Origin of the sequence: Anoxybacillus amylolyticus (assembly GCF_001634285.1) — a bacterium.
Classification (GTDB): Bacteria; Bacillota; Bacilli; order Bacillales; family Anoxybacillaceae; genus Anoxybacteroides; species Anoxybacteroides amylolyticum.
Map to the genome: position 1 here is coordinate 1,485,324 of NZ_CP015438.1, position 12,006 is coordinate 1,497,329.

A 12,006-nucleotide genomic window follows, 5' to 3' on the forward strand; every position below is an offset into this window, starting at 1 on the left:
TGATTCCTTCTTGGACAGCCCTTCTGCTCATTCTAATTGAGAGGGGAAACGCATGTTAACAAACGAGCAAAAACAACGGTTTCGCGTGTTATTAGAGCAACTCGACTTGACGTCTGATGAATTAGTTCCGTATTTTTCAGGAGCTGGGATACAAAAGTTAGTCATTGAGAAGGAAAAACGATGCTGGCACTTTTATTTTTTACTTCCACGCATTTTGCCAGTGCGTGTGTATGAACTTTTTAGTCACCGCCTTTGGCAAGCGTTTCAGCACATCGCGACGGTAAAGCATACTATCGAAGCAATAGATACATCATTTACAACAGCCGACGTCCACGATTATTGGCCGCTTTGTTTACGGTCGTTAGAAGATATGTCTTCCCCGATTCTTATGCTCCTTCAAGAGCAGACGCCAACGGTACAAGGCAATAAAATCATCGTGACTGCGCGCAATGAAGCGGAGGCATTAGCTGTGAAACGCCGGTTTGCAGAAAAATTGCCGGAAATATATGAAACGTTCGGCTTTCCACTGTTTCGGCTAGAAACGGAAGTAAAGCAATCCGAACAAGCGTATGAACAATTTTTGGCGCAAAAACAGCAAGAAGACGAAGCGCGTGCATTCGCGGCGTTAGCGGAAATGACGGCAAGAAATGAAACGGGGAAAGAGTCCGCACCGGAATCGTCAGGACCGCTTGTCATCGGGTATCCGATTCGCGAGGAAGAGGAAGTGCGAACGCTTGGTAGCATTATGGAAGAAGAAAAGCGCGTCGTCGTTCAAGGATATATTTTCGAGGCGGAAGTCAAAGAGTTAAAAAGTGGTCGTTCGCTATTAACGTTTAAAATGACTGATTACACGAATTCGATTTTAGTGAAAATGTTTTCGCGCGATAAAGAAGACGTCGCACGAATGGAAAAAATAAAAAAGGGCATGTGGGTGAAAGTGCGAGGAAGCGTGCAAAACGATACGTTCGTGCGCGACTTGGTGCTATTAGCGAACGATGTCAATGAAATCAAGCCGAAAGAGCGAGAAGATGCGGCGGAGGAGAAACGGGTAGAGCTTCATTTACATACCCAAATGAGCCAAATGGATGCGGTCACGTCGGTTGCGAAGCTGATTGAACAGGCGAAAAAATGGGGGCATCGGGCGATTGCTGTTACCGATCATGCCGTCGTTCAGTCATTTCCAGAAGCGTATAGTGCGGCAAAAAAACATGGGATGAAAGTACTGTATGGCGTCGAAGCGAACATCGTCGATGATGGCGTGCCGATCGCTTACAATGAAGCACATCGCTTGTTATCGGACGATACGTTTGTCGTATTTGACGTTGAAACGACTGGACTATCTGCCGTATATAATACGATTATTGAATTAGCTGCCGTCAAAATCAAGGACGGAGACATTATTGACCGGTTTACGTCTTTTGCGAATCCACACCATCCACTCTCGATTACGACGATCGAATTAACAGGAATTACGGATGAGATGGTGAAAGATGCGCCGGATGTAGAAGAGGTATTGCAAAAGTTTCATGACTGGATCGGCGACAGTGTGCTTGTGGCACATAACGCGGGCTTTGATATCGGCTTTTTCAACGCCGGCTTAAAAAAAATCGGCATTCCGCGCGTAACGAATCCAGTTATCGACACACTAGAACTCGCCCGCTTTTTATATCCAGAGTTAAAAAATCATCGATTAAACACGCTTTGTAAAAAATTTGAGATTGAATTAACACAGCATCATCGTGCCATTTATGACGCAGAAGCGACGGGACATTTACTGATGCGGATGTTGAAAGATGCACAAGAAAAAGGAATATTGTACCACGACGAATTAAACGAGCGCTCTCGCCAAGAAACGGCGTATCAGCGTTCGCGTCCGTTCCATGTGACGTTGCTTGCGCAAAACGAGGTTGGCTTAAAAAACTTATTTAAGCTCGTTTCTTTAGCGCACGTGCAATATTTTTATCGCGTGCCGCGCATTCCTCGTTCGGTGTTGCAACAACATCGAGAAGGAATTTTAGTTGGGTCTGGTTGCGACAAAGGGGAAGTGTTTGAACAAGTCATGCAAAAATCGCTAGAAGATGTAGAAGAAGTAGCGAAGTTTTACGACTTTTTAGAAGTTCATCCGCCGGCGGTTTACCAACCGCTTATTGAGATGGACTATGTGAAAGATGAAGCGATGGTAAAAGAAGTGATTCGTAACATCGTCTTGCTTGGAGAAAAGCTCAACATCCCGGTCGTGGCAACGGGAAATGTCCATTATTTGCATCCAGAGGACAAAATTTACCGGAAGATTTTAATTCATTCGCAAGCAGGGGCGAATCCGCTAAACCGCCATGAGTTGCCGGACGTATATTTCCGGACGACAAATGAAATGTTAGAGGCGTTTTCGTTTCTTGGCGAAGCGAAAGCGAAAGAAATTGTCGTGACGAACACAAACAAAATTGCGGACTTAATCGAAGAAATAAAGCCGATTAAAGATGAGCTATATACACCGCGCATTGAGGGAGCGGATGAAGAAATTCGCGAAATGAGTTATCGCCGAGCGAAAGAAATATATGGCGACCCTTTGCCGGAAATTGTCGAGAAGCGTCTAGAAAAAGAACTAAAAAGCATTATCGGTCACGGTTTTGCCGTCATTTATTTGATTTCGCATAAGCTAGTGAAAAAGTCGCTCGATGACGGTTACCTTGTCGGTTCGCGCGGTTCGGTCGGCTCGTCGTTTGTTGCAACGATGACGGAAATTACAGAAGTAAACCCGCTTCCGCCACATTACGTGTGCCCAATCTGCAAACATTCCGAGTTTTTCAACGACGGCTCGGTCGGTTCAGGATTTGACCTGCCGGATAAAGATTGTCCGAAATGCGGCACGAAATACAAAAAAGACGGTCACGATATACCGTTTGAAACGTTTTTAGGCTTTAAAGGGGATAAAGTACCAGATATTGACTTAAACTTCTCCGGTGAGTACCAGCCGCGTGCTCATAACTACACGAAAGTGCTGTTTGGAGAAGACAACGTCTATCGCGCAGGAACAATTGGTACTGTTGCGGATAAAACAGCGTACGGATTTGTTAAAGGGTATGCAAGCGATTTAAATTTAGCATTGCGCGGAGCGGAAATTGACCGTTTAGCCGCTGGGTGTACCGGCGTCAAACGGACGACAGGGCAACATCCAGGAGGCATTATCGTCGTTCCGGACTACATGGACATTTATGATTTTACGCCGATTCAATATCCAGCAGATGCAACAAACGCGGAATGGCGAACGACCCATTTTGATTTCCATTCGATTCACGACAATTTGCTAAAGCTCGATATTCTCGGCCACGACGACCCGACGGTTATTCGAATGCTGCAAGATTTAAGCGGCATTGACCCGAAAACAATTCCGACCGACGACCCGGAAGTGATGAAAATTTTTAGTGGCACTGAATCGCTTGGCGTCACGCCGGAGCAAATTATGTGCAATGTCGGCACGCTTGGCATTCCCGAGTTTGGAACAAGGTTTGTCCGTCAGATGCTAGAAGACACAAAACCAAAAACATTTTCAGAGCTTGTGCAAATTTCCGGCCTTTCCCACGGCACAGACGTATGGCTTGGCAATGCGCAAGAGTTGATTCAAAACGGAACGTGCACATTGTCGGAAGTCATCGGTTGCCGCGACGATATTATGGTGTATTTAATTTATCGCGGTTTAGAGCCATCGCTAGCGTTTAAAATTATGGAATCCGTCCGGAAAGGAAAAGGGCTCACACCAGAATTTGAGGAAGAAATGCGTAAACACAACGTACCAGAATGGTATATTGAATCATGCAAAAAAATTAAGTATATGTTTCCGAAGGCGCACGCAGCTGCGTATGTATTAATGGCAGTACGCATTGCGTATTTCAAAGTGCATCATCCGTTGTTGTATTACGCGTCCTATTTTACGGTGAGGGCAGAAGATTTTGATTTAGATGCGATGGTGAAAGGCTCCGCCGCTATTCGCAAGCGCATCGAAGAAATTAATGCAAAAGGGTTAGATGCGACCGCCAAAGAGAAAAACTTGCTCACCGTGTTAGAAATCGCCTTAGAAATGTGCGAGCGCGGCTTTTCGTTTAAAAATATTGACCTATACCGTTCACAAGCAACAGAATTTACTATCGACGGTAACTCGCTCATCCCGCCGTTTAACGCCATTCCAGGGCTCGGAGAAAACGTTGCGTTAAACATCGTTCGCGCTCGCGAAGAAGGAGAATTTTTATCAAAAGAAGACTTACAGCAGCGCGGGAAAGTATCGAAAACGATTTTAGAGTATTTAGAGAGTCGTGGTTGCCTAGATTCACTGCCGGACCATAACCAACTTTCTTTATTCTAGTTTGACCGGTTGAAAAATATTTTCCAATATGTTATAGTTTTAGGGGAAATGGTGAAGATAATCGGTAAGAGAAGAGTGGGGAAACCCACTCTTTCGCATTGATTGGCTATATTTCCGCTCTTGAGCAAATGATTTTCTCGAAGTGTAGGAGGGAAAAAATGGGCAAAAAGGTAACAGAAGTCGTCGAAGAACTAGTCGTACCCATTCTTGACGATATGGACCTTGAATTAGTCGATATTGAGTATGTAAAAGAGGGGAAAAATTGGTTTTTGCGAGTGTTCATCGACTCAGAAGAAGGAATTGATATTGAGCAATGCGGGGTTGTCAGCGAAAAATTAAGCGAAAAATTAGACGCTGTTGATCCGATTCCATATAACTACTTTTTAGAAGTATCTTCTCCAGGAGCAGAACGCCCGTTAAAGAAAGCGAAAGATTTTGAACGAGCCGTCGGGAAAAACGTATATATTAAAACATACGAGCCAATTGAAGGAGAAAAAGAGTTCGAAGGCGAATTGACAAACTTTGACGGCCAAACGGTCACTGTTACCGTCAAACAAAAAACACGCCGAAAATCGATTGACATTCCATTTGAAAAAATTGCAAGCGCAAGGCTTGCTGTGATCTTTTTCTAATGTTCGAAAAGGGGGACTTTCGTTTCATGAATACGCAACTATTAGACGCGTTAGCCACGCTTGTGAAAGAAAAAGGCATTAGCCAAGACGTGCTTGTTGAAGCGATTGAAGCAGCAATTATCTCGGCATATAAACGCAACTTCGGTCAAGCGCAAAACGTGCGCGTCGATTTCAACATTGAAACAGGCACCATTCGAGTATTTGCCCGCAAGGAAGTCGTCGAAGAAGTATACGACTCCCGCCTAGAAATTTCACTCGACGAAGCACGCCTCATTAACCCAAACTACCAAGTAGGCGATGTCGTAGAGATGGAAGTCACACCAAAAGATTTCGGTCGCATTGCTGCGCAAACGGCTAAACAAGTCGTCACCCAACGCGTGCGTGAAGCAGAGCGTGGCGTTATTTATGCGGAGTTTATTGACCGCGAAGAAGACATTATGACAGGCATCGTTCAACGAGTTGACCCGCGCTATGCATACGTCAGCCTTGGCAAAGTCGAGGCATTGCTTCCGGTCAGCGAACAAATGCCAAACGAGACATACAAGCCGCATGACCGGCTGAAAGTGTTTATTACGAAAGTGGAAAAAACGACAAAAGGTCCGCAAATTTTTGTTTCCCGTACGCACCCGGGGTTATTAAAGCGCTTGTTTGAACTAGAGGTGCCAGAAATTTATGACGGGACAGTAGAAATTAAATCGATTGCCCGCGAAGCCGGCGACCGCTCGAAAATTTCCGTCCACTCGGACAATCCAGAAGTTGATCCAGTAGGCGCTTGCGTTGGACCAAAAGGACAGCGTGTGCAAGCGGTCGTTGATGAATTAAAAGGAGAAAAAATCGATATCGTCCGTTGGTCGGATGACCCTGTAGAATTTGTCGCAAACGCATTAAGCCCAGCGAAAGTGCTACGCGTCATTGTTAACGAAGCAGAGCGGGCAACGACGGTTATCGTGCCGGACTACCAGCTATCGCTAGCAATCGGAAAACGGGGACAAAACGCTCGGTTAGCCGCGAAGCTAACGAACTGGAAAATCGATATTAAAAGCGAATCGGAAGCAAAACAACTAGGGATTGCTTACGAACCGGACACTTTGTTTGCTTCTTTTGAGCCATTAGGGAATAATAAAGAAGACACAAACCTAACATTCGATTTGCCAACAGAAGAAATCGAGTGAGGGGGGAACGGAATGAAAAAAATTCCAATGCGAAAATGTGTTGTAACCGGTGAAATGAAACCGAAAAAAGAAATGATTCGCATCGTTCGTTCCAAAGAAGGCGAAGTATCGATTGACCCGACAGGGAAGAAAGCGGGTCGTGGTGCCTACATCACGTTAGATAAAGAATGCATTTTGCTCGCGAAAAAGAAAAAAGTATTGGCATACCATTTAAAAGCAGAGATTAGTGACGATTTGTACGACGAGCTGCTTCAACTCGCAGAAAAGGGGACAAACGCATCGAATGAAAAATAAATGGAAATCGTTGCTTGGACTAGCGACCCGAGCGCGCAAAACCATTTCTGGCGAAGAACTAGTCGTCAAAGAGATTCGCAGCGGGAGAGCGAAACTTGTGATTTTATCCGACGACGCATCGATCAATACGCGCAAAAAAATCGAAGACAAATGTACATCATACGAAATTCCGTTGCGTTATGCGCCCGACCGCTACATGCTTGGGCAAGCGATCGGAAAAGACGCACGGGTAGTCGTCGCCGTCATCGACGATGGGTTTGCACAAACGTTAATGACGTTGTTCGACGAATCATTGTGGGGGTGAATCTATGTCTAAAATCCGTGTATATGAATACGCGAAAAAAAATAACGTTTCCAGTAAAGACATCATTCATAAGTTAAAAGAAATGAATATTGAAGTTTCCAATCATATGGCAACGCTTGAGCCAGAAGTCATCGAAAAGCTTGATAGTACGTATAAAAAAGCCGAACCGGCAAAAAAAAGCACGCCAAAGCTGCCAATGAAAGAAAAACAAAATGTGACAGTGAAACCAAAAGGACTCGTTCCTGATTTTGATGATGAAGAAGAAGTCATCACAACAAAAGTGCCGATTAAAAAAGCGGTGGCGAAAAACAAGGAAGGAAAAAAACACGACTTGCAAATCCAACAAAAAGAAAAGAAAATTTTCACAAACAAAAAGAACAAAAAACGAAACTATGAAGCACCACAACAAGAAATACAGGTGAAAAAAGAAAAAGAGCTTCCGAAAAAAATAACGTTTGAAGGCTCGCTAACGGTTGCCGAACTAGCGAAAAAACTAGGCAAACAGCCGTCAGAAATCATTAAAAAACTATTTATGCTCGGCATTACGGCAACGATTAACCAAGACCTAGACAAGGATGCGATTGAACTCATTTGTACCGACTACGGTGTAGAAGTCGAAGAAAAAATCGTTATCGACGAAACAGATTTTGAATCGATGGAAATTGTTGACGATCCAGCTGAATTAGTCGAACGTCCACCGGTTGTGACGATCATGGGGCACGTCGACCATGGAAAAACAACCCTTCTTGACTCGATTCGCAACTCGAAAGTAACCGAGCAAGAAGCGGGCGGCATTACGCAACATATCGGTGCTTACCAAGTAACCGTCAACAATAAGAAAATTACTTTCCTAGACACCCCTGGCCATGAAGCATTTACGACCATGCGGGCAAGGGGAGCACAAGTAACGGATATCGTTATTCTCGTTGTTGCCGCTGACGATGGTGTTATGCCACAAACGGTCGAAGCGATTAACCATGCCAAAGCAGCAAACGTGCCAATCATTGTCGCAGTGAACAAAATCGACAAACCGACGGCAAACCCAGACCGTGTGATGCAAGAATTAATGGAATATAATCTCGTGCCAGAAGAATGGGGCGGCGATACGATTTATTGCAAACTATCAGCTTTAACGGGAGAAGGCATTGACAACTTATTGGAAATGATCCTTCTCGTCAGCGAAATGGAAGAATTAAAAGCAAATCCACACCGACGGGCGCTCGGAACGGTTATTGAAGCGAAGCTTGATAAAGGGCGTGGACCTGTCGCTACATTGCTTGTCCAAGCAGGGACGCTGCACGTTGGCGACCCGATTGTCGTCGGCAGCACGTATGGTCGTGTGCGGGCGATGACAAACGATGTCGGCCGCCGCGTCAAAGAAGCAGGCCCGTCTACACCAGTCGAAATTACAGGTTTAAACGATGTACCACAAGCCGGGGATCGTTTTATGGTGTTTGAAGATGAGAAAAAAGCGCGGCAAATTGGCGAAGCGCGCGCACAAAAACAACTAATTGAACAGCGCAGCGTCAAAACGCGCGTCAGCCTCGATGATTTATTCGAAAAAATTAAACAAGGCGAAATGAAAGAGTTAAACATTATCGTCAAAGCGGACGTACAAGGCTCTGTCGAAGCGCTCGTTGCTGCTTTACAAAAAATCGATATTGAAGGTGTGCGCGTCAAAATTATTCACTCTGGCGTCGGTGCGATTACGGAATACGATATTATGCTTGCCTCTGCTTCTAATGCTATTGTCATCGGCTTTAACGTTCGACCAGATGCGAACGCCAAACGAGTGGCAGAATCTGAAAAAGTCGACATTCGTTTGCACCGCATCATCTACAAAGTGATTGAAGAAATTGAAGCAGCGATGAAAGGGATGCTTGATCCAGAATACGAAGAAAAAGTCATCGGGCAAGCGGAAGTTCGGCAAACGTTTAAAGTATCGAAAGTTGGCACGATTGCCGGTTGCTATGTGACTGACGGTAAAATTACGCGCGACAGCAGCGTGCGCCTCATTCGCCAGGGGGTTGTCGTATATGAAGGACAAATCGACACATTAAAACGGTTCAAAGACGATGTGAAAGAAGTCGCGCAAGGATATGAGTGCGGCGTGACGATTAAAAACTTCAACGACATTAAAGAAGGCGACGTTATCGAAGCGTATATTATGCAGGAAATCGAGCGGAAATGATTGGCTACGTCGAATGCGAATGCCTTATTTACAACGCGCAATCATTAAAAGAAAAGCGAGCCGTGTTGCAACGAATAATGACACGGCTCCAGCAAAAATATAATATATCAGTAGCCGAAATCGATTACCAAGACGTATGGCAACGGACGAAACTAGGGATTGTTGCCATTACATCGGAACGGACAGCGACGGAAAAAGAGCTGTATCGTGCTTTAGAGATGATTGACTCTTTTCCAGAAATCGAGCGGACGGTTACCACATTTGATTGGTTTTAATTGGGGTGGTGAGAAAAATGAGTTTGCGAGCTACACGCGTTGGTGAACAAATGAAAAAAGAATTAAGCGACATTATCGGGCGCAAACTTAAAGACCCGCGCATCGGGTTTGTGACAGTCACCGATGTTCGCGTTACTGGCGATTTGCAGCAAGCGAAAGTGTATATTTCTGTTCTCGGCGATGAAGAACAAAAGAAAAATACACTAAAAGGACTAGCAAAAGCAACAGGGTTCATTCGTTCAGAAATTGGTCAACGCATCCGTTTGCGCAAAACGCCGGAAATTTATTTTGAAATTGACGAATCAATCGATTACGGAAACCGCATTGAATCGTTAATTCGCGAAATTTCCCAAGAACATACGAAAGAGGAATAATGGATAGACGTGCGGTCTATCCATTTCCATTACCTACATATTACCGTCTAGCATAGGAGGAGAGTGGAGTGGACGGGGTATTATTGTTACATAAACCAGCCGGCATGACGTCACACGATTGTGTTTTTCGGATTCGCCGTTTGTTTCAAACAAAAAAAGTCGGTCATACAGGCACACTCGACCCAGATGTTTCTGGCGTATTGCCGATTTGCATTGGCAAAGCGACAAGAATTGCGGAATTTTTAACAGGAGCAACCAAAACGTACGAAGGGGAAGTGACGTTAGGGAAGGCGACAACAACAGAAGACGCTTCTGGAGAAATCGTTGCGACAAAACCGATTGATCGGGCGATTCCTCGTACGGAAATTGAGCATGTTTTTCAGCAACTAACCGGCGAAATCCGGCAAACACCGCCGATGTACTCCGCAGTGAAAGTACACGGCAAAAAATTGTACGAATACGCGCGGGCTGGCATCGCGATTGAACGTCCGTCGAGGATCGTGACTATTCACGAATTGACGTTATTGGACGATCGAACAGTTTTTACAGGAGAAAATATTTCCTTTCGTTTTCGTGTGACATGCAGCAAGGGAACATACGTCCGTACATTAGCGGTGATGATTGGCGAACAGCTTGGCTTTCCTGCGCATATGTCGCATTTAGTTCGAACCGCATCAGGGGCGTTTACGCTTGAGCAATGTGTTACATTTTCCGAAATAGAAGAGCGCATCGTCCGCGGAGAAGGAGAATGTTTGCTACTTCCGATCGAAAAGGCGCTTTTTCATTTGCCGAAATATCAAATGCATGATAAAGTAGCAGAGAAAGTAAAAAACGGTGCTATTTTACCTCTTCCAGCGGAATTACAATCACTTGAAGGTCCTGTATTAATGGTTAATGAAAAAAATAAAGCGGTTGCCCTTTACTATAAGCATCCGGCCAAACCGCATTTATTCAAGCCATTAAAAGTATTTTCGTGATCGGCGAAAAACAGAAGGTGAAACTATGGAAACAATGTTTATTACCCATCCGCATCATCGAAAAAAAGAAGATTTTCCGCCAACCGTCATGGCGCTCGGCTATTTTGACGGCGTTCATCTCGGACATCAACAAGTGATTCGAACAGCGGTAGAGTTAGCGGCTGAAGCTGGCTATAAATGCGCCGTCATGACGTTTCACCCGCACCCGTCTGTCGTGCTTGGGAAGAAAGAAGCGCACGTTCAGCTTATTACGCCACTTCGCGAAAAAGAGCGGCTCATTGCCCAGCTAGGGGTAGATTATTTATACGTCGTCGAGTTTACTCCTTTGTTTGCTGATCTTCTCCCCCAGCAATTTGTTGATCAATATATTATTGATTTTCACGTGAAACATGCCGTTGCTGGCTTTGATTTTACATACGGCCGCCTCGGAAAAGGAACGATGGAAACGCTCCCGTTTCATGCGCGCGAGCAATTTACGCATACGACTGTGCCGAAGCTAGCAAGAAACGGCGAAAAAGTGAGTTCAACATACATTCGTCAGCTCCTAAAAAGCGGGGATGTCGACCAACTCCCGCCATTGCTTGGTCGTTTCTATACAGTTAAAGGGACAGTAATTGACGGAGAAAAGCGCGGACGAACAATCGGTTTTCCAACCGCCAACATTTCCCTAACAGACGATTACCTTTTGCCATCGCTCGGCGTATATGCGGTGAAAATTCATGTTGGTAAAGAAGTATACAACGGTGTATGTAACGTCGGATACAAACCTACGTTCCATACTGAGCGCCAAGGACAACCACATATCGAAGTGCACATTTTTGACTTTGCAGACAATATCTATGGGCAAATGGTTACTATAGAATGGCATAAACGGCTACGCAGCGAACAAAAATTTTCAAGCATTGAACAATTAGTAAAGCAAATTGAGCGTGACCAAGAACAAGCAAAAGTATATTTTCTAAATTTAAACGAAAATCCTTGCATTTTGCCGCCGAACGATGTATGCTAATAACTGTATGCAAAATAGCCATTGCTTGGCAAGTCGAGTCACCGACGCTTGCTCGGTAATTGGCGTTTAATAATCTAAGGAGGTGAACGAGGATGGCATTAACACAAGAACGCAAAAACGAAATCATCAACCAATTCAAAATCCATGACACGGACACTGGTTCGCCAGAAGTTCAAATTGCTATCCTTACAGAGCAAATTAACAACTTGAACGAACATTTACGCGTTCATAAAAAAGACCATCATTCACGTCGCGGATTGTTAAAAATGGTTGGGAAACGCCGCAACCTACTTACGTACCTACGTAACAAAGACGTTACGCGCTATCGTGAATTGATTAACAAACTTGGATTACGTCGATAAAAAGCGGGAGCATTCCCGCTTTTTTGCTAGTTATAAGCGATATAGGAAGACGTACAATT

10 protein-coding genes and 2 pseudogenes are annotated in these 12,006 nt (G+C 44.7%); all 12 read left to right on the forward strand.

Annotation, left to right across the window (positions count from 1 at the left end; translation table 11 throughout):
- Positions 1 to 52 precede the first annotated feature (52 nt).
- The 12 genes and pseudogenes from GFC30_RS07640 to rpsO all read left to right on the forward strand — a co-directional run bounded on the left by GFC30_RS07640 (position 53) and on the right by rpsO (position 11,947).
- On the forward strand, positions 53 to 4,357 hold the full coding sequence (locus tag GFC30_RS07640; protein ID WP_066323910.1) for a PolC-type DNA polymerase III: 4,305 nt from the start codon (positions 53 to 55) through the stop codon (positions 4,355 to 4,357).
- A 158-nt stretch (positions 4,358 to 4,515) separates the two neighbouring features.
- On the forward strand, positions 4,516 to 4,989 hold the full coding sequence (gene rimP / locus GFC30_RS07645; RefSeq protein WP_066323912.1) for a ribosome maturation factor RimP: 474 nt from the start codon (positions 4,516 to 4,518) through the stop codon (positions 4,987 to 4,989).
- A gap of 26 nt (positions 4,990 to 5,015) precedes the next feature.
- Complete coding sequence (gene nusA / locus GFC30_RS07650) at positions 5,016 to 6,161, forward strand: transcription termination factor NusA (protein ID WP_066323914.1); 1,146 nt, start codon at positions 5,016 to 5,018, stop codon at positions 6,159 to 6,161.
- A 12-nt stretch (positions 6,162 to 6,173) separates the two neighbouring features.
- Positions 6,174 to 6,455: an RNase P modulator RnpM gene (gene rnpM / locus GFC30_RS07655; protein ID WP_066323916.1), complete on the forward strand. Its 282-nt coding sequence runs from the start codon at positions 6,174 to 6,176 to the stop codon at positions 6,453 to 6,455.
- On the forward strand, positions 6,445 to 6,759 hold the full coding sequence (locus GFC30_RS07660; protein WP_066323918.1) for a YlxQ family RNA-binding protein: 315 nt from the start codon (positions 6,445 to 6,447) through the stop codon (positions 6,757 to 6,759). Before rnpM ends, GFC30_RS07660 begins: the two co-directional genes overlap by 11 nt.
- Positions 6,760 to 6,763: 4 nt before the next feature.
- Positions 6,764 to 6,914 (forward strand): annotated as a pseudogene (locus GFC30_RS17780) (translation initiation factor IF-2 N-terminal domain-containing protein); the annotation flags it as partial.
- A 263-nt stretch (positions 6,915 to 7,177) separates the two neighbouring features.
- Positions 7,178 to 8,950 (forward strand): annotated as a pseudogene (gene infB, locus GFC30_RS07665) (translation initiation factor IF-2); the annotation flags it as partial.
- Entirely contained in the window at positions 8,947 to 9,225 is a 279-nt protein-coding gene (locus GFC30_RS07670; protein ID WP_066323922.1) for a DUF503 domain-containing protein, read from the forward strand. The pseudogene infB and the gene GFC30_RS07670, both read left to right, overlap by 4 nt.
- Before the next feature lie 17 nt (positions 9,226 to 9,242).
- Positions 9,243 to 9,599: a 30S ribosome-binding factor RbfA gene (gene rbfA / locus GFC30_RS07675; protein WP_066323924.1), complete on the forward strand. Its 357-nt coding sequence runs from the start codon at positions 9,243 to 9,245 to the stop codon at positions 9,597 to 9,599.
- Positions 9,600 to 9,667: 68 nt separating this feature from the next.
- Positions 9,668 to 10,576 carry a tRNA pseudouridine(55) synthase TruB gene (gene truB / locus GFC30_RS07680; protein WP_066323926.1) on the forward strand — a complete coding sequence of 303 codons (909 nt, stop codon included), beginning with the start codon at positions 9,668 to 9,670 and terminating at the stop codon, positions 10,574 to 10,576.
- Between the two features lie 25 nt (positions 10,577 to 10,601).
- The gene (ribF, locus tag GFC30_RS07685) at positions 10,602 to 11,585 is read left to right on the forward strand and encodes a bifunctional riboflavin kinase/FAD synthetase (RefSeq protein ID WP_066323928.1); all 984 of its coding nucleotides are present in this window, start codon (positions 10,602 to 10,604) and stop codon (positions 11,583 to 11,585) included.
- Between the two features lie 92 nt (positions 11,586 to 11,677).
- Positions 11,678 to 11,947 (forward strand): 30S ribosomal protein S15, encoded by a 270-nt coding sequence (rpsO, locus tag GFC30_RS07690; RefSeq protein WP_066323929.1) that lies wholly within the window; start codon positions 11,678 to 11,680, stop codon positions 11,945 to 11,947.
- Positions 11,948 to 12,006: the final 59 nt, after the last annotated feature.

Excerpts from the sequence above, each read along its gene's own strand:
- GFC30_RS07670 (WP_066323922.1), top strand. The coding sequence starts at position 8,947 with ATGATTGGCTACGTCGAATGCGAATGCCTTATTTACAACGCGCAATCA.
- rpsO (WP_066323929.1), top strand. The coding sequence starts at position 11,678 with ATGGCATTAACACAAGAACGCAAAAACGAAATCATCAACCAATTCAAA.
- nusA (WP_066323914.1), top strand. The coding sequence starts at position 5,016 with ATGAATACGCAACTATTAGACGCGTTAGCCACGCTTGTGAAAGAAAAA.
- rimP (WP_066323912.1), top strand. The coding sequence starts at position 4,516 with ATGGGCAAAAAGGTAACAGAAGTCGTCGAAGAACTAGTCGTACCCATT.
- ribF (WP_066323928.1), top strand. The coding sequence starts at position 10,602 with ATGGAAACAATGTTTATTACCCATCCGCATCATCGAAAAAAAGAAGAT.
- GFC30_RS07660 (WP_066323918.1), top strand. The coding sequence starts at position 6,445 with ATGAAAAATAAATGGAAATCGTTGCTTGGACTAGCGACCCGAGCGCGC.
- rbfA (WP_066323924.1), top strand. The coding sequence starts at position 9,243 with ATGAGTTTGCGAGCTACACGCGTTGGTGAACAAATGAAAAAAGAATTA.
- GFC30_RS07640 (WP_066323910.1), top strand. The coding sequence starts at position 53 with ATGTTAACAAACGAGCAAAAACAACGGTTTCGCGTGTTATTAGAGCAA.
- rnpM (WP_066323916.1), top strand. The coding sequence starts at position 6,174 with ATGAAAAAAATTCCAATGCGAAAATGTGTTGTAACCGGTGAAATGAAA.